This window comes from Candidatus Delongbacteria bacterium, from assembly GCA_020634015.1.
In the GTDB taxonomy this organism is placed as follows: domain Bacteria; phylum CAIWAD01; class CAIWAD01; order CAIWAD01; family CAIWAD01; genus JACKCN01.
Window position 1 is genome coordinate 37,523 of sequence record JACKCN010000005.1, and the last position, 24,217, is coordinate 61,739.

General features: G+C 61.8%; 9 protein-coding genes. All 9 read left to right on the forward strand.

The genetic code is table 11. The features are described 5' to 3' along the window. Window positions 1–5: 5 nt before the first annotated feature. The 9 genes from H6678_10520 to H6678_10560 all read left to right on the forward strand — a co-directional run bounded on the left by H6678_10520 (window position 6) and on the right by H6678_10560 (window position 24,108). Window positions 6–506, forward strand: coding sequence for an SLBB domain-containing protein (locus tag H6678_10520; protein MCB9474233.1), 501 nt, complete (start codon window positions 6–8; stop codon window positions 504–506). A gap of 22 nt (window positions 507–528) precedes the next feature. Further along, the gene (locus tag H6678_10525; GenBank protein MCB9474234.1) at window positions 529–1,707 is read left to right on the forward strand and encodes a hypothetical protein; all 1,179 of its coding nucleotides are present in this window, start codon (window positions 529–531) and stop codon (window positions 1,705–1,707) included. Window positions 1,708–1,767: 60 nt separating this feature from the next. Then, window positions 1,768–2,883 carry an A/G-specific adenine glycosylase gene (gene mutY / locus H6678_10530; protein ID MCB9474235.1) on the forward strand — a complete coding sequence of 372 codons (1,116 nt, stop codon included), beginning with the start codon at window positions 1,768–1,770 and terminating at the stop codon, window positions 2,881–2,883. A 73-nt stretch (window positions 2,884–2,956) separates the two neighbouring features. Then, a complete protein-coding gene (locus tag H6678_10535; GenBank protein ID MCB9474236.1) occupies window positions 2,957–3,316 on the forward strand; it encodes a hypothetical protein in 360 nt (119 codons plus the stop codon). Between the two features lie 368 nt (window positions 3,317–3,684). Then, window positions 3,685–18,990: a choice-of-anchor D domain-containing protein gene (locus tag H6678_10540; protein ID MCB9474237.1), complete on the forward strand. Its 15,306-nt coding sequence runs from the start codon at window positions 3,685–3,687 to the stop codon at window positions 18,988–18,990. A gap of 404 nt (window positions 18,991–19,394) precedes the next feature. Continuing rightward, the gene (locus H6678_10545) at window positions 19,395–20,159 is read left to right on the forward strand and encodes a T9SS type A sorting domain-containing protein (GenBank protein ID MCB9474238.1); all 765 of its coding nucleotides are present in this window, start codon (window positions 19,395–19,397) and stop codon (window positions 20,157–20,159) included. A gap of 434 nt (window positions 20,160–20,593) precedes the next feature. Then, the gene (locus H6678_10550; protein MCB9474239.1) at window positions 20,594–21,358 is read left to right on the forward strand and encodes a T9SS type A sorting domain-containing protein; all 765 of its coding nucleotides are present in this window, start codon (window positions 20,594–20,596) and stop codon (window positions 21,356–21,358) included. Between the two features lie 418 nt (window positions 21,359–21,776). After that, window positions 21,777–22,538 carry a T9SS type A sorting domain-containing protein gene (locus H6678_10555; protein MCB9474240.1) on the forward strand — a complete coding sequence of 254 codons (762 nt, stop codon included), beginning with the start codon at window positions 21,777–21,779 and terminating at the stop codon, window positions 22,536–22,538. Between the two features lie 256 nt (window positions 22,539–22,794). Continuing rightward, window positions 22,795–24,108 (forward strand): hypothetical protein, encoded by a 1,314-nt coding sequence (locus H6678_10560; GenBank protein ID MCB9474241.1) that lies wholly within the window; start codon window positions 22,795–22,797, stop codon window positions 24,106–24,108. The last annotated feature ends 109 nt before the right edge of the window (window positions 24,109–24,217 follow it).

The following is a 24,217-nucleotide window of genomic DNA, read 5'->3' on the forward strand; positions in this document are numbered from 1 at the left end:
TCCGCATGCGGACCCGATTCATTGATCATATTGCACGTTTTCTGATCCTGTTCGCCGCACTGATGATGCCCGTGCATCTGATGGCTCAGGACGTGATGTCCGCAATGCCCGACACGGATCGGGCCGCCCAGTACTATCTGGGCGAGCGGAATGCGATCCATATCACGGTGAATGTCTGGGGTCAGGTGCGCTTGCCGGGACAATACCATATTCCCAGCGGGACCGACCTGCTGACCTTGGTATCCGCCGCGGGTGGTCCCACGGAGAACTCCCGACTGGACAACGTCCGGGTCGTGCGGCGCTTCAATCAGCGCGAAGAGATCCTGGAAGTCGATGTTCGTCGCTATCTGAAGACCGGTGATGTCAGCCTGATTCCCGAGTTGAACCCGGGAGACACGATCCTTGTAAGCGGAAGCGTGTTCAATCTGCTGACGAAAGTGGTGAACGTGGTGGGTCAGGCGGCAATCTTCCTGAACGCCATTTACCTCTACCAGAGAATCAATTGATGTCCGTTGAAAGGAGAGTCAGATGAGGTCCGCTCTTGCACTTGCGTTCGGCTCGGTGCTGCTGGTCGGTCCCACGCTGCAAGCCTCCAACCAGTTTCTGGGCGGAAATTCACTTGCCAATACCCACTCGGCCGAGATCCTGGATCCGGGTCGGTTGGTATTCTCGGTGCATTCCCGCGCCTGGGCCAAGAGCATTGCAGGGTTCAACTACTCCAATGTGTCCCAGGCGGTCGCGATCAACTTCGGCTTCTCGCGACACACGGAACTGGAACTGATCCCGATTCTGTACCAGGACCTGAATCTGGTCAATGCGGTGTACAATGTGCCTGACGACTTCTACATGCGTGTGAAGTTCGGTGGGTACCGCATGAACCTGTTCAATCAGCCCCTCAAGTGGGGTCTGCACACGGGAGTGCGCGTCAATTCCTCGCGTTTCTCCAACATCTACCTTGAGCCTTACAACGGCGGCGCCAACGAGCTGATGTTCGGGTCCATGTTCTCGTGGTACAAGAACCAGCTCTATCCCCAGGAAGGCCTCAGCGCCCACTTCAACCTGGGTTACATCAATCACAACGACGGCAACAGCGAGTCGGCGGTCAGCATCTTTTCCGGTGTGACCCACGAGCTGGAATATTCATTCGCGGCTCGCTACCCGACCCAGAAATGGGTCTTCGCGGGTGAGCTTTTCGGAAACATCTTCCTCAGCGAACCGGCCCCGATCATGTACAGCCGCGGCGACGCCCTGTTCCTGAAACCCACGGCGCGTTACCGGCTGTTCCAGGGTGTCACGCTGGGTGCGGGTCTGGATCTGCGGATCTTCGAGTCGGGCCCCAGCCTGTTCATCCAGAGCGAGGGCCCGGTGCCTCCCGGTCGCGAGAAGGCCGAAGTCCGCATCAATTCTGATTTCCCCGAGTTCTATCCGCCCTGGCGCCTGAACTTCAACCTGCAGGTCGAGGCGTCCACACCCTTCTCGCGCTTCGATACCTTCGGATCGGTGCGCTCGGGCAGCCAGCGTGACTGGGAAATGCGCAAGCAGACCGGCCTGACCCAGAAGGAAGTGATCGACTGGCTGGGCAGTGATGCACAGTCCGCCGACTTCATCGATCTGGAACTCGAGAAGATTCGCGCCGAGCGCCGCAAGGCAGAGGCCGACCTTCAGAAGCTGAAGGAAAAGATGGAGAAGGAAGGTGGAGACAAGTAAGTCTTCCGCCACCAGATTCCCACAGCGCCGCCCCCAGGGCGGCGCTTTTGTTGAGGGCGAATGAGCCGCAAGCAGCCGACATTGGAAACCGGACTGTCTCACGAATCGGTGGAATCACTGCTGCAGTGGTTTCAGCGGGTGGCCCGCGAGCTTCCCTGGCGAGAACGTCGCACACCCTATCGGGTCTGGGTCAGCGAGATCATGCTCCAGCAGACCCAGGTGGACACCGTGATACCCTTCTACCTGCGCTTCCTCAAGGCTTTCCCGACGGTGGAAAGTCTGGCCGCCGCCGAAGAAGACACGCTGATGGCTCACTGGGCTGGCCTGGGTTATTACTCCAGGGCACGAAACCTGCAGAAAGCCGCTCGCACACTGGTGCGAGAGCACGGAGGCTGTTTTCCCAGTGACCCCGAAGTGGTCCGGGCTCTGCCCGGATTCGGCGAGTACACCACGGCGGCGGTTCTCAGCCTGAGCCAGGGCCAGAATCTGGCGGTCCTGGACGGCAATGTGATGCGCGTGCTGGCGCGTGTCTTTCTGGTGGAAGAAGACATCATGGCCGGGCCCACGCGCCGGCGCCTGCAGGCGATTGCAACGGCCGGCCTGCCCGCGGGTCGTGCAGGGGCCTACAACGAAGCCCTGATGGAACTGGGCGCCACGGTCTGCAGACCCCAGCCATCCTGTGAGCTGTGTCCACTGGCGTCGGTCTGCCGGGCGTACGCCCAGAAGCGGACGGCGGACATTCCGCAGCGCTCGCGGCGCGGAAACCGCAGGACTCACCCGGTCGTGGTGCTTGTCGGCATTGCCGGGGATGGGCGGATTCTGCTGCACCGAAGGCCCGACAAGGGCATGCTGGCGGGACTCTGGGAATTGCCCAATCTGCGCGGAGAACAGGAACTGGGGCGCGAGCCCGCCGATGTGGAGTCGCTGGCGAGTCTGTTCGACGGGCTGGAACGGCAGCTGCATGAATCGGGCTTCAGCGCCCGGGGGGCATACCGGTCTCTGGCGGTATTCCGGCACCACTACAGTCACTTTTCGGTGGAACTTCATCCAAGGGCGGCTCTTCTCGACGGAATGCCGGGCGCTGAAGACTGGCGCTGGGCAAGCCCGCCGGGCCTGGATGGGCTCGGGGTTTCCGCCAGCGACCGTCGGATTCTGGACCAATGGCTGGCAGAATGATCGGCTCCGGAACCCGCGTGCGCCGGTCGGGTTTCATTGACGACCTTCAGAAACCGGTACCGGAGAATGATCCATGAGCCTGAAACCCACGCTGGCTCTCGCGCTGGCCTCGACCATGCTGCTGGCCTGCGAGAAGGACAAGGACCTGCACAGCATCAGCCTGGAAGTCGCCGGTACGTCCGGACGGGCAACCGTGCAATACGAGAACAACTCCGGCATTCGGGTGCTGGAGGACCAGCCCTTGCCGATCGTCATCCAGTTCGTGGCCGAGGCGGGTGAATCGGTGCATGTGTACGCCAGTGCGCCCAATCCTTCCGCGACGCTCTGGATCCAGATCGTCGAGGACGGCGAACAGGTATTCGCCTCTTCCGGGTGCCTCTGCGGAAACACCTATGTCAGCGCCGAGGCGGGAGGCGTCGTGGGCGCCTGGTAGGGCATTCGCGACAGTTCTGTCCCCAATGGCCACTCATTGTCCGTGTCAACTTTCTCCGTATATCCATGCCTTTGTCCACTATCCGCCATTGCCTGTTTCAAAGCCGACGCGCCTGCAGTGATTCCCTGCTCTTTATTGCAAACACAGCTTTGGAATCATTTCCTCTTATTGGCACGGCACTTGCTAAAACTGTCATCAGCAAAATCAGAATACCCTCCTTGCTGATGCGACATCATGGTGTCTGAACCGACACGACTCCGGCTGCCTACCGGCGTCTCCTGTCGGGCTTCACCGTTTCCGGTTCTTTCCCCAGACTCGGGAAGAGCGGGTCGTATCCACCCGGGAGGGGCATCTCAAGGGTGGATGACATGAGTAGCTCAATTCGTCGTCTGGCTGGTGTCCTGCTTTCCAGCATCGCCATCACCACCATTTCCCTGCTGCCCGCCCCGGACGCGCGCGCGGAAACCGGCCTCGCGGGCATTGCCCCGTCCGCGGACGCACATCGACCACTGACCGATGTGGACGTGGTCTTCTCCCCGTCCACCGTGGAAGTCAGCATGGTTTCCGGGGACACGACCCATGTGAACCTGGCCCTTGAAAACACACACGATGACCAGCCCGAAGACCTGAGCTGGGAACTGCAGATCCAGTTTCCCGAGACGGCTCTGTTCCAGGCGGGAACCGTCCGGCCCGCGCCCCGCGGCGACTCGGGGATTCCGCCCCTCAACACGACCCATCCCGATTTCAGCAGCTCCCCGGACTGGCAGGACATGTCCCGCGATGGCGAGCGCACACGCAGCGCGCTGATCATCGGCAACGAGGCAACCAGCGACGTCATTCAGGATGTGCTTCTGGAAGCCGGATACAGCAGCGTGATCGTCTCTGACGACGGCATCTACAATGGCACGAATCCTTCGCCTGTCGAGTTCGATCTGGTGATCTATCCCGACGGCATCAACTACGGCAGCAACATGCCCACGTCCGGCCAGACCGCACTGCGGGACTATGTGCTGAGCGGCGGCGGTCTGATCACCACGGAATGGGTCAGCTACGAAATCGAAAGTGGCCGTCTCACGACACTGGCCACAGTGCTTCCCATGCGGCGAAGCGGTGGCGGCACGGGCCAGACCTATTGTCAGGTTGACCTTCCCGCCCATCCGCTGGTCTCGGGCGTTCCTTCCAGTTTCTATGTGACCAGTGGTTACAGCAGCACCTACCTGCTGTCCGGGGAGTCGGTGATTTCCTCTCCCGACATGGGTGTGGCGGTTGCCGCCGATGAGAGCAACGGTGGACGCGTGGTGCAGTTCGGGGTGGCCGGAAACTATTCCGGGTACAGCCCCTTCGGTCCGGGAACGGAACTGCGCATGGTCCTGGCCAATGCCATCGACTGGGTGGCTGGTACCAACTGGCTCACGGCCAGCCCGCTCTCGGGCACCGTGCTGGCGAACACCGTGGCCGACATTGATCTGCGCATTTCGGCTGAAGGTCTGCTCGAAGGCGACTACATCGCCACCCTGCATGTCGTCAGTGCCCAGTTCACCAATGGTTTCATCGATGTGCCCGTGATCGTGCATGTGGACGGCGATCCCGCCATTGCCGTGAATCCGCCTCAGCTGGACTTCGGCAGCACCTTCGTCGGGCAGACCAGCACGCTGGTGCTCGAGATCGGAAACCAGGGGACGGCGCCGCTGAACATCACCGCGATCACGACCGACAACACCGCATTCCAGGTTCTGCCTGCCGATCTGGTGATCCAACCTCTCGAGACAGCGATGGTCGACGTCAGCCATTCGCCACTGTCGCCTGCCGTGAACAACACCACACTGCACATTCTCAGCGACGATCCCCTGCAGGGAGATCTGCAGCTCAGCATTCTGGCCGAAGCCCTGGACGCCCCGATCGCGGCCATCGCCCCCGAGTCCGTGGAGCTGGATGGCCTGACCGGCGATACGCTGACCACCTCGCTGAGCCTGGACAACCTGGGCGGCAGCGACCTCGACTGGGTGACGGGAGTGGTCTACGGGAGTGGCGCACGCGTCACGTCTCCCACCGCGGCGGCCCGCGAGAACCAGGCCCGCCACCGTGACACGGGCAAGGGCGAAGTCGAAACCCGTGCACCCCTTTCCGCATCCCGGCAGTTCGGTGGCCCCGACGCCTTCGGCTACAGCTGGATGGACTCGAATACCCCCGGTGGGCCCGAGTTCGTCTGGGAGGACATCAGCGGCATCGGCGAGTCCCTGGGACTGTACGGGGACGACGAATACGCCACGGTGACCCTGCCCTTCGCCTTCCCCTACTACGGATCGATGGAGTCGACCCTCAATGTGAGCACCAATGGTTACATCACCTTCGGCGACGACGCCTTCGAGCCGCTGGGTGATCCCTTTCCCGACCCGGTCGAGCCCAACGGCGTGATCGCTCCCCTCTGGGGCGACCTGGCCAACTACGAGGGCTCCACATACACCTGGTACGACGAGGACAACGCCCGCTTCATCATCCAGTTCAATGACTACTACGGCACGTACTTTTCCGGCTTCTACACCTTCCAGATCGTGCTGGAGGAATCCGGAGACATCCTGTTCAACTACGATGTCATCGAGGATGCGACCGACGAATTCGCGATCGGCATCGAAGACCAGAACGGTTTCGATGGTCTGACGATCTCCTATTACTCCAGCTATGCGCAAGCTGGACTCGCGGTTCGCTTGAGCAGCTCATCCGCAGGGCACTGGCTCAGCGTGCTGCCTTCCTCGGGCACCACAGGAAGCAGTGGCACCTCTGTGCTGGAGTTGTCGGCCACCCTACTGCAGAACATGCTCAGTGGTGTCTACGAGGCAACGGTAGTCGTGGCCAGCAATGATCCCGTGACCCCCGAACTGCAGGTTCCCGTGACCCTGACCGTCACCGGTGCGCCGCAGCTGGTCGTGGACCAGCAGGAAATCAACTGGGGCGATGTCTACATCGATCATGGCCAGAGCCGCTGGCTGCTGCTGCACAACCCGGGTACCGCCGACCTGCTGCTGGACGCCCAGACCGACGGCAATGGATTTTCGGTCACCAACGGAACCCAGCTGATCCCGCCCTTCGGCAGCCTGGCCCTGCAACTGGACTTCCTGACCGCAAGCGCGGGCCAGTACAATGGCCTGCTGACTCTGGCCAGCAACGACCCTCAGCAGGGAACCGTGCTGGTGACCCTGCTGGCCAACGCGATTCCCGCACCGGAAATAGCCGCCACACCCGGGTCCTTTGATGTGACACTGGATGCAGGAACCATGCTCAGCGAAGATCTGGTGATCGACAATCTGGGAGGGTCCAGTCTCGACTGGCAGCGCCAGATCCGCAACCTGCAGGTCAATTCCGCGCGGTCGGCGAACATCGGCTTCCATGCGAACCCTGCCACCGAGCGACCTCACCCCCGTCAGCCCCACCCGGCCGACCCGGGCAACCCGGCGGGCGCCCTGACCGATCAGGGTGACGTGCTGAACTACTGGGACAACTTCATCTACTATGCGGCCGCCATGGTCCACACGGGCGACGGACTGTGGGTACTGGGCGAGAACTCCGGGGGCGAACGCGACGGAGAGGGTTCCGTCGGCAACGAGAATACGCTGTATCTGTTCGACACGGATCTGGGATACGAGGTCTTCAGTTTCCCCGTGGAGCCCTGGACCTATTCGCTTGCCTGGGATGGCCAGTTCCTCTGGGTGGGTGCCGATGACGGAACGGTGTATGGGTACGACCTGAACGGCAACCCGGTTGGCGATTTCTCGCTGCCCAACTTCGCCTGGTATTCCTACCAGCTTGTGTTTGACGGGCAGGATTTCCTGGTGGTGTATCCGGACCAGTACCAGATCCAGCGGGTGGACTACACCGGTGCCGAACTGGAAGTGGGCCAGTATTCTGACTCCATCGGATACGTCAACGCGGTTGCGTGGGTGCCGGGACATTTTTCCGGGCATCTCTGGGTCTTCGACAGCGACTACAACGATCTGGTGCAACTCAGCAACACGCTCCAGAATCCCGAGGAAGTGACCCGCATCGACTTTCTGGATGTGGGCTGGACACGCGCGATGGCTCACAATGGAACGAACCTCCTGGTCGCCAACAACTGGGGCGAAATGTGGGAGGTGGACGATGGTCAGGAAGAAGTCGATTTCTTTGCCCTGGATCCCGTGTCCGGATCCGTGGAGCCATCGTCGGGCGTGGTCGCGCACATGCTGTTCAACAGCCCGGGCAATTTCGGTGGAACGGTGAGCGCCGACCTGGTGTTGCAGTCCAACGACCCGGTCCAGCCCGAACTGATCGTGCCCCTGTCGCTGACCGTGAATGGCCGCCCGATTCTGGGCACCGATCTGGTCGATCTGGACTTCGGCAGTCAGTATGTGGGCGGCAGCACTTCGCGTGTGGTGCGCGTGCGCAATCTGGGCAGCGAGACCCTGCAGATCAGCAACATCATTGCCGGCCTGCCTGACTACACACCCTCCTTCACCAGCGTGACACTCGAACCCGGGCTGTTCTCTGACCTCGAGATCGTGTTCTCGCCTGCGCAGAGTGGCGACCGTGGGACGCTGTTGAGTCTGATCAGCAACGACCCGCAGCAGCCAATCCACGACCTGACTCTTTCTGGAACCGGACTACAGGCCCCCGAACTGGTGGTTGATCCCGAGGTCTTCACCGAGTGGCTTGCCTCCGGTACCGAAGGGGACTACACACTGACCGTGTCCAACGAAGGACCCGGGGATCTGGAGTATACGGTTGGCTTCACCCAGTATGCGCGAAGCCTGGAAACCCGCACTCCGCGGGCGCCCGATCCCGAACTGAATCTGGCCAAGAACGAGCGGGACCCCCGACCGGGCCAGGCCCCCGCACGTGGAGCCGGTGGTCCCGACTCCTACGGCTACACCTGGCGTGACAGCGACGAGCCCAATGGACCGGCATACCAGTGGCACGACATCGTGAGCAGCGGCGAGGGCGTCAATCTGTTCCTCTCCGGCGATGACAGTGCCGTGTCCGTGACTCTGCCCTTCGCCTTCCCCTTCTACGGAAACGACTACACCACCATGTGGGTGAGCACGAATGGCTATCTCACCTTCGGTCCCAATCCCTACGATTATTCCAACGACCCGATTCCCAGCACCAATCAGCCCAACCTGTTCATCGCTCCCTTCTGGGATGACCTCAACGGCGCCAACAACTACTGGTACTGGCACGATACGGTCCAGAACCGTGTGGTGATCCAGTACAACAACGTGGCCCATCTCAACGGGTCAGGCACCTACCTGATGCAGGCCGTGCTGTACTCCAATGGCACGATCGACTACTACTACAATACTCTCAACGGCACACTCACCAGCTGCTCCGTGGGCATCGAGAACATCGATGGCGACGATGGCCTGCAGGTTGTCTACAATGCGGCCTGGCTGCACAACGACATGGCAATCCGGATCTCCGCGACTCCCGGTTGGCTGGATGTCACGCCTCTGGCGGGCACCGTCGCCCCGGGCAGCAGTGAGAATCTGGCGCTGCACGTGAATGCCCAGTCACTGCTTGATGGCGCCTATGACGCGAACATCGTGGTCTACAGCAACGATCCCCTGCGTCCCCAGGCCACGGTGCCCTTCCATCTGACGGTGGCCGGATTCGCCGACATCGTGGTGGCACAGCAGAGCATCGACTTCGGCACGGTCTTCACCGGCAGCACCAACCAATTGCCGGTCACGGTGCAGAACGTGGGCACGGGGCACCTCACCCTCTCCGCTCTGAGTACCACGGGTGAAGGCTTCTCGGTCGAAGCCGCGCCCATCGTGATCGCTCCGGGGTTCTCGCGACAGGTGATGGTCAGCTTCGCACCCGATCAGATCGGCCCGGTGTCGGGAACGCTCAGTATCGAAAGTGACGACGAGGACACACCCCTGGTTGAAGTGGTTCTGGCCGGCAACGCCGAGGCGCCCCCGGTGGTGGCCGTCAGTCCTGCCAGCGTGACTGAAACCATCGCCGCCGGCGAGACTATCGAACTGGACCTGCTCGTGGACAATTCCATGGGCGCCACCAGTCTGGACTGGACCATTGAAGTGGATGACCTGGGAGGGAATCGCTTCCTGCTTGTCCGGGAAGGACGGTCCGCCCAGCGCAAGGGACAGACCACCGCCGAACGGGACGCGACCTGGTTGACGGTCGAGCCCCTGGCTGGTTCCGTGGCCCCCGGCCAGAGCCAGTCGCTGACCATGACCATTGAAGCACCCCTGGATTACGCCGGGCAGTATCTGGGCCAGATCCGTGTGCTCAGCAACGACCCCGTGACTCCGGTCGTGACGGTGCCCGTGGACGTGACCGTCCAGGGTGTGCCGGCCATCGCCTATGCCCCCGCATCGATTGATTTCGGCGAGGTGTTCGTGGGCTATTCGGCCCAGCAGGAGATTCAGGTCAGCAACATCGGCAGCGCCCTGTTGAGTGTGCAGGCGATCCTGAGCGCCGATGATGCCTTCAGCGCGACACCGCAGCTCTTCAGCCTGCAGCCCGGCGAGTCCACGCCGGTGACCGTGACCTTCACGCCTTCCGTCGCGGGACAGCTGTCCAGTTCCTTCAATGTGGTGGCCAACGACCCCGACAGCGGGGATCTGAGCTATGCAGTCAGTGGCACCGGAACCCTGGTTCCCGTGATGCAGATTGCGCCCTCCAGTTTTGCTTCGGTACTCAATTCGGGCGAGAGTGAGACCCAGGCCCTGACCATTGACAACACGGCCGGTGCCGGCGATCTGGAGTTCCGAGTGGAGGGGCTCAGCAGCATGCGCGCCCTGCGCCCTGCGGGCGACACACGCGTGCATGATCCTCTCTTCGACCGGCTGCCCGGCAAGGACGAGCGCGACACGCGCCCCGCGGTGAACAATGGCCAGCGTGGCGAAGGCGGTCCCGACATGCACGGGTACAGGTGGATCGACAGTGATCAGCCCGGGGGCCCCGCCTACGACTTCGTGGACATCCGCAACACGGGAACCTGGCTCAACCTGACCGGCGATGACGCCCAGGCGGGTGTCACCCTGCCCTTCACCTTCAGCTTCTACGGAGAGCCGCGGACCAGCGCGCTGGTGAGCACCAACGGGTACATCGCCTTCACGGGCAGCGCCACCTCCTACGGCAACCAGCTCCTGCCCAGCACGGTTGCACCAAATGATCTGATCGCGGCCTTCTGGGACGACCTGCATTTCCGCGCCACGGGCAGGGTGTACACTCAGTATGTGCCCGAGGCCGAGAAGTTCATCATTCAGTACACGGACATCCAGCGCTATTCGGGATCCGGGAACTACACCTTCCAGATCATCCTCTTCGGCTCCGGCCGGATCCAGCTGATGTTCGCCAGCATGACCGGCACCCTCAACAGTGCCACCACCGGCATCGAGAATGCCAGCGGCACCGATGGTCTGACCACGGCCTTCAACAGCAACTACACCCACAATGGCCTGGCCGTCGAGTATGGTCAGGCGCCGCCCTGGATGACGATTCTGCCCAGCAATGGCATCGTACCCGCCGGACAGAGCACGACCATTGATGTGAGCTTCAATGCGGTGGGTTATCTGGATTACAGCGACTCAGCCGAACTGCACATCCAGGGCAATGATCCGCTGAATCCCGACGAGACCATTCCCGTCAGCTTCACCGTGGTGGGTGATTACAGCCTGCTCCCCGGCCAGGCCGGCAACCCGGTACCGGCACACAACGAACTGCAGGTCAACGAGCGGCCCATCCTGTCCTGGCTGCCCGCGAGCAATGCGGAGTATTACCAGCTGTATCTGTGGCCCGCCGATCAGCCGGTTCCTGCCGTGCCCACGGTGACCACCGCCAACATCTCGTGGCAGGTTCCCTCGAATCTGCTGTTCGGCACGGCTTACAACTGGAAGGTTGTTTCCGGCAACCTGTATGGATTGGTGGAAGGCCCGATCTGGACCTTTACCGTGCGCACCCAGCCGGACCTGGTGGTGAGCCAGGTGAACGTGCCCAATCAGGTCTTCACCGAGCAGGAATACGAAGTCAGCTGGATCGTGAGCAACACGGGCGCGGGAGCCACCACGGTACCGTCGTGGACCGACCGCGTCTACCTTTCCTCCGAGGCCGTCTTCGACTATGCCACCGCCACCTACCTGGGGCAGTTCGCCAATGCATCCTATCTCGGGTCGGGTGAGAGCTACCTCAACAGCGCCAGTTTCCTGGCCCCGCAGGGGGTGACGGGCGACTTCCATGTGCATGTGCTCACCGATGTGTTCAACCAGCTGCAGGAAAGCGGCGAGCAGAACAACACCGGTTCTTCGACCCAGGCAATGATATTCGTGCTGACGCCTCCGCCGGATCTGGTGGTGTCGGTCGTGACCGCGCCGACCAATGGTTTCTCCGGTCAGTCCTTCACCGTGAACTGGACTGTGAACAACGACGGCGCTGGAATCACCTCGGCCAGTTCCTGGTACGACGCCGTCTACGTGGCGCCCGAGGGAATCAGCGACCCGGCCCAGGCGACCTACCTGGGGCGCACCCTGCACAATGGGGCCATGCTTCCCGGAGCCAGCTACAACTCCTCGGCCACGGTCACCATGCCGCTGGAGAATTTCGGCAGCCAGAACTTCATCGTGCTCACGGACTATCAGAATTCCGTGTTCGAGCACGCCTTCGAGAGCAACAACAGCAACATCTCGGCCCCGATCAATGTCACCCTTTCGCCGCCCGCCGATCTGGCGATCAGCGGCCTGAGCCATCCTGGAGGCGCCGCGCCGCTGCAGCAGATCCAGCTGAGCTGGACCGTGAGCAACGACGGTTTCGCCAACACGGAGACCGGCAGCTGGATCGACCGGGTGTATCTCAGCAGCGACAACATCCTGGATGAGAGTGATCCGGTGCTGGCCAGCGTCCAGCATTCGGGAGTCCTGGAGCCGGGTCAGTCCTACAATTCCCAGGCGACCGTGACCTGGCCGGACAACATCAGCGGTGAGCGCACGCTGATCGTGAAGACCGATGCCAACGACGCGGTCTTCGAGCACATCTTCGAGACCAACAACGTGACCCACATCGACCCGGTCATGACCCTGCTGCCCGATCTGGTGCCGATTGCACTGAGCGCGGATGCGGGCGGTATGTCCGGCGCGCCCCTGCATCTGGAGTGGACCATCGAGAACCAGGGCGCGGGTGGCGCTTTTGGCGACTGGTGGACGGATGCGGTCTACATCTCGCAGCAGCAGATCGTCAATCTGGGCGAGGCCGTGGCGCTGGGCACTCCTTTCGTGCGCCAGCCCTCCCTGGCCGCCGGGGCGAGCTACTCGATCTCGGCGGATGTCGCCATTCCCAATGGCTATGTCGGCACCTATTACCTCCATCTGGTGACCGACGCCACCAACCGGATCTTCGAGGATCTTGGTGATGCCAACAACCAGATGCTGAACGAAGCCGTGGTGTCAATCACGCTCAGCGCCTGGCCCAACCTGCAGCCGGCCCAGATCAGCGTACTCAACCTGAACAGCCTGGCGGCCGTGACGCCCATCGAGATTCTCTATCGGGTGGACAATGTGGGCGCGGGTGGCATTCCCCAGGAAACCTCCTGGAACGACCGCCTGTACGTCAGCAACAGCCCTGTGTTCAATGCCGCACTTGCCAATCCGCTGGGGACGATCAATCGCACGGGCCCACTGGATGCGGGCGGCGATTACTCGCAGTATTCCTCCTTCCCTCTGCCCAACCTGACAGCGGGGAACTATTACCTGCATCTGGTGACGGACCTGAACAACACCGTCTATGAGCACACCAACGAATCGGACAATGTGCTCAGCAGTGTGGCTCTGCCCATTGCCAGCCGCCCGCCCTCGGATCTTGCCCTGAGCAATGTGCAGGTGCCGGCCATGGCCGGATCCGGCGAGATGATCACGGTAAACGCGACCGTCACCAACCAGGGTGGGGCCACGACCGCCTACTCGTGGGCCGATGGCATCTGGTTCTCCCAGGATGCCGTGTTCTCGCCCGTGGATGATCAGCTTGTCGGCAGTGTGTTTCACAGTGGAAATCTGGCCAACGGGCAGAGCTACTCGATCCTGCAGGATGTGCGGGTGCCCGACGCCATCCAGGGTGATTGGCACATCTTCGTGTTGGCGGACCGATTCAGTGTGCTGGGCGAAAGCAACACAACCAACAATTCGCAGGGTGCCGCGATCCAGGTCAGCCTGACTCCGGCCCCCGATCTGGGTGTGACGGCCTTCGATGCCGCTCCCAATGCAATCTCGGGTCAGCCTCTGGCATTGAACTGGACGATCCAGAACCAGGGCGAAGGATCCACCCGCAGTGCCGCGATCTACGACGCGGTGTACATCTCCCAGAACAGCACCCTGGATGCCGCGGACGTACGCATCCTCCTGCAGGAGAAGAGCGGCGTGGTGGCTCCCGGAGACTCCTACACCCAGAATCGTTCGGTTTCGATTCCCGTGTACCTCTCGGGCAACTACTACCTGATCTTCAAGAGCGACAGCGACGACCGCGAGTACGAGCCCGACAAGAGCAACAATCGTGTGGCCCAGTTGCTGACCATCACCCAGCCCGAGCCCTCCGATCTGGTGGTGAGTTCCATCGCGGTGCCGGCCAGCGCGGAAACCGGATCGCCCGTGACCGTGAGCTGGGTGCTCGAGAACCAGGGAAACAATGAAGCCAACGGCAGCATGTGTGACGGAGTGTACTTCTCACTGGATCAGACCTGGGACATCAACGATGCCCTGATCGGAGTGGATTGTCGCACGATCAGCATCGCCCCCGGTGGCCGCATGGTCTGCAGCATGGAGCTGGACATCAGCGAAAGCATGCGCACCAACGAGGACGGCAGCCTGGAAGAGAATCTTCCCGGTCTGGCTCCCGGCGACTACTACGTGATCGTGCGCACCGACCTGCTGAACAACATTCGCGAGTCGGATGTCAGCAACAATCGCAGCGCCTCCGCCAGCCTGGTGGATGTGGACATGCCCGAGCTGGTGCTGGGGGTTCCCGAGGACCTGCAGATCCAGGATGGAAAGTCCAGCTACTATCGCGTGAACGTGCCTTTGGGCGAGGCCCTGCGTGTGAGCGTGAACGGTGACGAAGGTGCCGTGTACAGCGAGCTCTACCTGAGCGCGGGAGCCGTGCCCACCCGCAGCAATTACGATGAGGTTGGTGCGCAGCCGTATGAGATCGATCAGGTGGCGCTGGTTCCCGAGGCGGATGCCACCACCTATTATGTATTGGTTTACGGAAATGGCGCAGCCAACGTCAGTTCCAGTGCCACGATTCTGGCGCAGACCGTGCAGTTCAGTGTCACCGCGGTGACCCCGGACCACGGTGGTGCCGGTGGGCGGGTGACCGTGATGATCGAAGGCGCGCGCTTCCAGTCCGACTGCAGCGTGGCTCTGGAAGATGGCCAGGGCAACAGCGCCAGTCTGGTGTCGGCCACCGTGCTGGATCCCTCGCACATCCGGGCCACCTTCGACCTGGACCGGAACCTGCCCTTCGGTGCCTACGATCTGGTCGTGAACAACCCGGCTCGTGAAGAAACACGGCTCGTGGGCGGCTTCCAGGTCGAGCAGGCCACCGGGGCTGACGTGTCCTTCGGTTACAGCCGACCCGGTTCGCTGCGTCGTTTCGGCAATGGCGTCTACCAGATTTCGGTGATCAACAACGCCAACAACGACATCCCCGTGCTGAGCGCGATCCTGGCGATTCCCGCGGGAACCGATTACACCATCGAGTCCGACCGCATGCTGACCAACTCGCAGCTCTTCCCCGACAGTCTGCGTGCGCTGTTCTCCAATGTGCCCGACCATGTGGACGAGCAGGGGTGGCGCCTGATTCCGCTGAACGCGCGTGACATGGCCGTGGGCGAAGTGATCAACATTCGCCTGGTGGCCCAGCGCGTGGACGGCGATGCCTTCCCGCTCAAGTTCGTGGTGGACGGCTACACGCGTGCCGAGTTCCTTGATGGCCAGTTGACCTACATCGAACTGCTGCGCCAGGCGATTCTGGCTGGCGAGGCCAGCAACCTGCCCGACGATCTGGTGGAACTGGCGAACTATCCCGACGACTTCAGCGAGCAGTTGCTGGCGGCCTATGTGGCGCTGGGCCTGCTGAGTCAGGATGAAGTGGACACGGTCAGTGCGGCCGACGTGAGCGCCGCCATGGTGCGGGTGGCCGAGCTGCCCAGCAACCTGATGGACCTGGGACTGCGCGACCTGACCACGTGCCAGACCGTGTTGAGCTGGCTCGAGCTGCTGGGACGACTGGGCATCATCGCCATCGGCCTGATCACCGGTGCGCTGCTGGCCCCCGTGACCCTGGGCGTGGGAGCGATCCTGGCCGTGTTGAGTGGTCTGGGCCTGGGCATGAACATTGGCGCCCTGCTGACCGGCAACCCCGGCCTGCTGGCGCGCATCTTCTGCGACGAAACCCCGGTGGTCGCCTCGCGGGACCCCAACGACATCATCGGACCCATCGGCTTCGGCGACGAGCACTTCATCTCGAAGAACCAGACCATGCCCTTCATGATCCGCTTCGAGAACGATCCCGAAGAAGCCACGGCTCCGGCTCAGGTGGTGACCATTTCCCAGGACTTCGACTCGACGCTGGATCTCAGCAGTTTCCGCCTGGGCGACTTCAGTTTCGGCCCCTTCAGTTTTGACGTACCCAACAACCGCGCCTTCTATCAGCAGCGGCTGGATGTGTCGGACTCGCTGGGCATTCTGGTGGACTTCACCGCCGGACTGGATGTGGTGAATCACCGTGCGTTCTGGGTGCTCAGTTCCATCGACCCCAACACGGGCCTGGCACCCGAGGATCCGCAGGCCGGTTTCCTGGCCGTCAATGACTCCACCGGCGCGGGCGAAGGGTTCGTGACCTATTCGGTTCGCCCGAAGAGCGGCTCGCTGACCGGTGAGACGATCGTCAGCGAAGCCCGGATCATCTTCGACGAGAACGAACCCATCGACACCCCGGAAATCTTCCACACGGTGGATGCGGCGGGTGGCACCAGCATGGTCACCGGGTATCCGGCCGTGACCGATTCCGTGGCCTTCACCATCAGCTGGGAAGGCCAGGACGATGAGGGTGGTTCCGGAGTGGCCAGTTGGGATGTGTACCGTTCGGTCAACGCCAGCACCAACTTCGAGCTCTACCAGGTGGAGCTGCGTGATACGGCGACGGTCTTCGTGGGCAGTTATGGCAACACCTACAACTTCTTCACCATCGCCCGCGACAACGTGGGCAATACCGAGGCGATGAAACACGCCGCCGAGGCCAGCGTCTTCGTGAGCCCCAACGGCATTCCGCTGGCGCTGGACATGCCCGACGAACTGACTCTGCTCGAGGACGAGCTGCTGACCCTGGACATGAACGACTATGTGTCCGGTGGTGTCGGAGGTCTGGTGGTGAGCGTGGATCCAACGGCCGAGCTGACGGTGGAGATCAACGGACTGGATGTGTTGATCAGCGCCGGACCCGACTGGAACGGCAGCGAACTGGTGAACTTCGTGGTCAGCGACGGCGCCCGCGAGATCGTCAGCGACTTCGTGATGATCATCGTGCAGCCGGTCAACGATCCTCCCGCCGTGCTGATGCCGCTGGACGAGCTGGTGATTCTCGAGGACGCCAGCGACTGCAGCCTGGACCTGTCCACGATCTTCGGCGATGTGGATGGCGATGACCTGAGCTATACCGTTGAAGGTGCCGTGAATCTTGGCGTCGAGATCACGGGCAGCGCAGTCTGCATCACCCCGGCTCCGGGTTGGTCGGGCAATGAAACCCTGACCTTCTTCGCCGACGACGGTGTGGCCCGCACGGCCGTGCAGCCCACCGGAGGCAAGCGCCTCTCGCTGGTGGCCAGCCGGGTTCAGGACACCCCCCGCAGCCAGGCGACCTTCGCCGCGGCTCGCGCCGGTGGTGGCAAGGTGAATCGGCCCGGAGGCCTGCGTGACGTGACCGGTGAGGATCTGCTGGTGACCGTGCTGCCGCAGAACGACGCTCCCGTGATCACCCTGCCCGAGGAGCTGGTCTTCGACGAGGACCAGAGCATGCTGGTGGACTTCCTGCCCTTCGTCTCCGACGAGGACAATGCGCTGCTGACCCTGAGTGTGCTGCCGACCACCCACATCCAGGTGGTGATCAACGACCTGATGGTGACCCTGAGCGCTCCGGCCGACTGGAACGGCAGCGAGTCCGTGATCTTCCGGGTGGACGACGGTGCGCGCACCATCGCCAGTGACACGACCCTGGTGGTGGTCAATCCGGTGAACGATGCGCCGCTGGCCAGTGGCCTGCCGGATACCCTGTACATCAATGAGGACTCGGGCCTGAGCCAGGTGGACCTGAACCAGTACTTCAGTGATGTCGACGGCGACCCGCTGAGCTACCTCGTGGAAGGTGCCGCCAATCTGCTGGTTTCCGTGGACGGCAATACCCTGTCACTGACTCCCGCTCCCGACTGGTTCGGCAGCGAGTCCCTGCTGATCACGGCCGATGATGCGGCCCGCACGGAGGGTAATGGTGGGTTCGGTTTCGCCAGCACGCAGTTCAGCGGCAAGCAGTCCCTGGCCATGAGTCGTGTGACTCCCGGCAAGGGGGGGGCCAGCAAGCAGGCGATCCGTGGTGCGGGCAGTGGGCCCGGATTCGAGTCGGCGCGCGTGCAGGGAACTCCTCTGCTGGACGAGCGCCTGAGCGCGAGCGGCACTCTGGTGATCATGGTCAGTCCCGTGAATGACGCCCCCGTGATTGATCTGCCGCCGACAATCGCATTCGACGAGGACACGATCTGGCAGCAGGACTTCAGCACCTGGATCAGCGACGTGGATTCTGGCAGTCTGGGGCTCAGCGCCAGCGGCGCCAGCGAATTGGCGGTGGCCGTGGTGGGCATGACCGTGAGCATCGCACCTCCCGCCAACTGGAACGGCAGCGAGTGCATCGTGTTCTTCGTGGATGACTTCGAGGGCCGCGCCATCGCCAGCGACACGCTGTGTGTGACGGTGCTGCCGGTCAACGACGATCCCACGGTGGCCGCGATACTGGATACTCTGACGATCCAGGAAGGCGGATTTGACGAGTCGATTGACCTGAACCAGATCTTCACCGACCTGGATGGCGACCTGTTGGCGTTCTCCGTGTCCGGCAACGTCAACCTGATGGTGGAGATCAGCGGCTCCGGCCAGGTGCACATCGAATCCTCGAGTGCCTTCACCGGTGAAGAACTGCTGGTCTTCACGGCGGAAGACGGGCAGGGCCGCACGGCCAGCTGGAAGAGCGGCATCCTGCGGCCTTCGCGCCAGAAAGCGGTTGGCAAGGGAGCGACCGTGGCCGATGATTCCCGTTCGAGCGTGAGCGAGGACCTGCTGGTGATCGTGACGCCGCAATCCGCATCCGGTGGCGAGGATCTGCCCGTGGCATTCGCCCTGGAGCAGAACTACCCCAACCCCTTCAACCCGACCACGACCATCCGTCTGGCCATGCCCGAGACCGGCCCCGCCCGGGTGACCGTGCACGACATGACCGGACGCCTGGTGGCCGTGCTGCACGACGGCATCCTGTCGCGCGGCCTGCATGGCATCATCTTCGATGGCGCGGGATTGCCCTCGGGTATATACATCTACAGGGCAGAAGCGGCAGGCCACAGTGCAACACGCAAGATGATGCTCGTGAAGTGAGCTGGGTTTCGGTTTTCCGCGAACCCCCGGTTGCCATCTGGCGGCCGGGGGTTCTTTGCTGATGATCCCGGCCCTCAGACTTGATAGCGCTGTTACCATGGCATGGCAAGTGTTCGTTATTGGGCACCGTTGAACACGGGATTTTCATCGGGAAACCTGCTGTTCGATGTTTGCAGCTTCTGACGCAATGAAAACAAGAAGTTTGGCTCAGCGAAAATCATGGCACAATGCTTGCAGATCTTGTCAAGTCCATGGTCCGGAACCGACTGGACGGCGGAGCGACTCAAAACTGATGGGCGTTCCGTTGCGGTTCCGAATTCTGGTGCCCGACCTGTCCTGCAATGAGCCTTTGAAGAACCGGAGCGGTCCACCGGACGGCTTCGAAAGAAGAATGGAGATCCAAGATGAAGACTGCCCTGACTGCCTTGTTGCTCTGCGGCCTTGTGGCTGGAACCGCCAGTGCCGAGAAATTCCGCGATCCGAATGCCCCCGTGGTCAACCGCTTTCCGCTGATGAGTTCAGACCGCGTTGCGGATTGCTTGACCGTATCCGGCTTGCCTGTGGGCACATCAGCTTATGCGACCTTCGAACTCACCGAGGAGTGCTGCGACTGGTACATTTCCTCCTGCGGTGCATCCCACGTGGACAACTACTTCTACTTGATGGATTTCGACGGCAACTACATCACTGACGATGACGACAGCAACTGCAGTTTCCCCTGCAATTTCGGCCCGGCAGCCATCGGGTCCTCCTATGTGGGCCTTTGCTTGCCCGCTGGTGTGTACACCCTCGAGATCTATGTGTACAGCTATCGTGATGCCAACTGCAGTACTACCTCCACCCCGTTCGACTTTGACATCTGCTATGACTTCTGCGGTGGCGTCGCCAGCACCCAGGACATGCCGGTGAATTTCGAGCTGGGCAATGCCTTCCCGAATCCCTTCAACCCCAGCACCACGATTGAGTTCACCATGGCCGAGACGGCCAACGCCAGCCTGAAGGTCTACAACGTGGCCGGCGCCGAAGTGGCGACCCTGGTCAACGGCCTGGTCGGCGCGGGTGCCCAGAGCGTGGTCTTTGACGCCAGCAACCTGACTAGCGGCGTGTACTTCTACGCTCTGGAAGTCGCCGGTACGGTCCAGACCCGCAAGATGGTCCTGGCCAAGTAAGCCACCATCAGACCCTGATTTTCAATACCCCCGGTCGCATCAGCGGCCGGGGGTTTTGCTTGTTCCATCGGGTCACGCATTGAGCAGGCGCAGCTGAATACCGACTGGGTGTTGGCGATAACCGCCGCACCAGAGCATTCAGCCGTCAAAAGGGCCGCGAAGGTGACCGATTCCAGACTCGCTCTGTGCCAAATCGGGCAAATATTTGCATCAATCCCGCAGCGGTCCACAGTGTCAATGCCATAAATGTCTGCATTTTCACCACTTGGAGTCGCGAGACATTTCTGGCACAGGGCTTGCGAAGGTTCTTTCGCCCTGAACCTGAACATAGTCGCTGCACAAGGCCCGGACAAACCGTCCGGGCCGCGAAGGTCAGGTGCGCTGAAACGCGATCAACCCTGAAATCTTCACAAACAGGAAAAGAGGAACAACCCATGAAGACTGCCCTGACTGCCTTGATGCTCTGCGGCCTTGTGGCTGGAACCGCCAGTGCCGACAAGTTCGACGACCCCAACGCCCCGATCGTCAGCCGCCTGCAGCTGAACAGCACCGAGCGCGTTGCGGATTGCCTGACCGTGTCCGGCCTGCCCACCAACGTCATCGCCCTGGCCACGATCGAATTGACCGAGGACTGCTGCAACTGGTACATCTCCTCCTGTGGTTCCGATCACGTGGACAATCGTTTCTACCTCCGGGACAGCAACAACGTTGTGGTCGCCTACAACGACGACAGTCGTTGCGACTACCCCTGCACCTTCGGCCCCGCCACGCTGGGCAGCGACTTCGGTGACCCCTGCCTGCCTGCGGGCGTGTACACCCTGGACATCTATGTCTATTCCTATCGCGACGCCAACTGTGTCGCTGGTTCTACCCCGTTCGATTTCGACATCTGCTATGACTTCTGCACCGGCGCTGCCGACACCCAGGACATGCCGGTGGCCTTCGAGCTGGGCAATGCCTTCCCGAACCCCTTCAACCCCAGCACCACTATCGAGTTCACCATGGCCGAGACGGCCAACGCCAGCCTGAAGGTCTACAACGTGGCCGGCGCCGAAGTGGCGACCCTGGTCAACGGCCTGGTCGGCGCGGGTGCCCAGAGCGTGGTCTTTGATGCCAGCAACCTGACCAGCGGCGTGTACTTCTACGCCCTGGAAGTCGCCGGTACGGTCCAGACCCGCAAGATGGTCCTGGCCAAGTAATTCCGAATTCCCTTCACTGGAAAGACCCCCCGGGCCAGAATTGGTCCGGGGGGTTCTTTTTGAAGGAGTCACTGTACTGTCGTTCTCATGCGGAGCCCCCCGAGTTCCATCCAATTCGAGTTCCCAGGCCGGTCGGCCAGCTCCACAATGGGTTCTGATCAACCCTGTTTGTGCCAATTCAGACAAACTTGGCCATATCCACCACCTCGTTTCGTCAGCAATCGAAACTATCACACTGAAAATCAATGACTTGGGTGTTGTGTCGGAAATGGCACGCGGCTTGCCATTCTTCCCATGCCCCCCGAAAGGGAAAGGCAGGATTCGAGGCACTCGGTGGTCCCGGTCAAGGTTTACAACGAGTGCGCGATCTCCCGAGCGGACAACAACTCAAGTGATATGGAAACATCCGGAGAACCCAATGAAGAATGCTCTGACGACTCTGATGGTGTGTGGTCTGGTTGCCGGGACGGTGTCCGCGGAGAAGACGGTCAACCCGGGCAATGCCGTGGTGAGTCGGTTCCAGCTCAATGGCACGTCCAGAGTCGCGGACTGCGTGACCGTGTCGGGGCTGCCCACCGGTTACACGGCGGTTGCCAGTGTGGATGTGCCCGTGGATGCCTGTGATTGGACGATCACGTCCTGCGGGGCCGAGTTTGTGGATTCCTGGTTCGTCCTGAAGGACGAGAACGGCGTGGTCGTTGCCGAGAATGACGACGAGCGCTGCAGTTATTCCTGCAACTACGGCCCCGCGGTGGTGGGCAGTGCCTGGGGCGATGGCTGCCTGACAGCCGGACTCTACAGCCTGGAGATCTACGTGTACAGCTACCGCGATGGCGGCTGCGACGGAACCGGCGGTTTTGATTGGGACATCTGTTTTGATTTCAACGCAGGCTCGGCGGATACGGAGGATCTGCCCAACTCGATGCAACTGGGTGATGCGTACCCCAACCCCTTCAATCCCAGCACGACCATTCAATTCAGCCTGGCGGAAACCGCCCAGGCGAGCCTGAAGGTCTTCAACCTGGCGGGAGACGAAGTGGCCACCCTCGTGGATGGTCTGGTCGGGGCGGGCGTATCCAGTGTGAACTTCGATGCCACCGGACTCACCAGCGGCGTGTACTTCTACACCCTGCAGGCCAACAACACGGTGGCGACCCGCAAGATGGTGCTCGTCAAGTAGGACGAAGCCAACCCAACAACCAATGGCCCCGAGGTCGCTGCCGACCCGGGGCCTCTCCCTTTTGTGCCAATCCGGCCACTTTTTGGACACGAATCGCAGGCATCCACCCCGGAATCCGTCCAGCGCCTGACGAATCCGGGTCATTTCCTATCGGGCATGTGTCTGGTTCCCGCCTGTTTCAGCTTGCATTGCAGGGCCGACGGCCGCAGTTTGTTGCCACCCCGACCCCCCAGACACAGCCAACCGGAGATTGCCAGTGAAACCGAGAACCGTTCTCGTTCGCCTCAGCATTTGCCTGTGCGCGGCTGCCAGCCTGCAGGCCCAGCCCGAATACAGCGTCACGGACATCACCAACTGGACTCAGGGTCAGCTGGACGGATTGCCCTTTTTCAAGGACTACGTGCCTTATCCACCCCTCGGGGCGACCGGCGGTTTCGAACGGGGTGGGCGGAACAGCACGACCGTTTTCGGTGGCTATGCCTACGGAAACACCTGGGTGCAACATCAGGGGGCACTCATCACGGGTGGAGTCCAGACACTGATCGCCCCCATGGGTACCTTCAATTGGCAGTACACCTACTGGGACGGGACGGACTACCACTTCTCCAATGGCTGGGTCGGAGTGCAGCGACTTGAGGACATCAATGCATCGGGCATCGCGGTGGGAACCTCAACGATCACCGGTTCGGGGACTCACGCCTATGAGGCGAGTTATCATGCCGTGCGCTTCGATCCGCTGAACGGAGTGCTTGAGGACTTGACTCCCGATGCCAGCCAGGCCAATGCCAGGGCCATCAATGACGATGGCGAGATCGTGGGCAGCATCAACTCGGGTTCGGGAACCCAGGGTTTCCGGCGCTCTCCGTCCGGAGCGATGACGTTTCTGGGCACGACATCACAGGCCGCGAATCCAGTCGCACTCAACAGCAGCGGCTGGATCCTGGGGCAATACACGGTGTACCCCAACAAGTACGCCTTCATCAGTGCCCGGGGCCAGGGACTCATCGACCTGGGCCTGCCCAGCCAGAACAGCCCGGAAAGCGCGCAGCCGAACTCCCTGAACGACTGGGGCCAGGCGGTGGGCACAACCTGGAAGCTCTCCGACGTCCTGGACAGGAATGGCTGCCTCTGGCTGCGCAACACCTCGGGAAACTGGGAAGCGCATGACCTGAACGAACTCTCGGGCGGTGGCGACTACATCATCGAGAGTGGTCTGGCCATCAATGATGCCGGCTACATCATCGCCAGCGGACGTCTGGATGGCACCGATCTCTTCGGCAGCAGGACCTTGCTGCTGACACCGGACTCCTTCAACCCCCCCATACCTCAGCCCGCTCCCGTGGAGTTGGCGATTGACCGGCAGCCCGACGGCTCGTTCCTGCTGACATGGAGCGACGCGGGGGCTGGATTCACGTACACAGTGGAGTCGTGCACCGATCTCCTGTCCGACACCTGGGCACCACTGGAATCCGGAAGCTGGCCGATTTCCACTCTCAGCCACACCTTCGATCCGGTACCCCTTCCGGACAGACTGTTGTTGCGAGTCATTCCGCGATTCATGGAGCAGTGAGCAACAGGGAACCCACAGTTTCCGGGCAGCTTGTCCTACTGGCAATCTACCGGCCGCCGGTGCGCAAGTGGAAACTGTCGGGTACGACGGGGCAGGTCATCGACCTGCC

Excerpts from the sequence above, each read along its gene's own strand:
- H6678_10520 (MCB9474233.1), top strand. The coding sequence starts at position 6 with ATGCGGACCCGATTCATTGATCATATTGCACGTTTTCTGATCCTGTTC.
- H6678_10525 (MCB9474234.1), top strand. The coding sequence starts at position 529 with ATGAGGTCCGCTCTTGCACTTGCGTTCGGCTCGGTGCTGCTGGTCGGT.
- mutY (MCB9474235.1), top strand. The coding sequence starts at position 1,768 with ATGAGCCGCAAGCAGCCGACATTGGAAACCGGACTGTCTCACGAATCG.
- H6678_10535 (MCB9474236.1), top strand. The coding sequence starts at position 2,957 with ATGAGCCTGAAACCCACGCTGGCTCTCGCGCTGGCCTCGACCATGCTG.
- H6678_10540 (MCB9474237.1), top strand. The coding sequence starts at position 3,685 with ATGAGTAGCTCAATTCGTCGTCTGGCTGGTGTCCTGCTTTCCAGCATC.
- H6678_10545 (MCB9474238.1), top strand. The coding sequence starts at position 19,395 with ATGAAGACTGCCCTGACTGCCTTGTTGCTCTGCGGCCTTGTGGCTGGA.
- H6678_10550 (MCB9474239.1), top strand. The coding sequence starts at position 20,594 with ATGAAGACTGCCCTGACTGCCTTGATGCTCTGCGGCCTTGTGGCTGGA.
- H6678_10555 (MCB9474240.1), top strand. The coding sequence starts at position 21,777 with ATGAAGAATGCTCTGACGACTCTGATGGTGTGTGGTCTGGTTGCCGGG.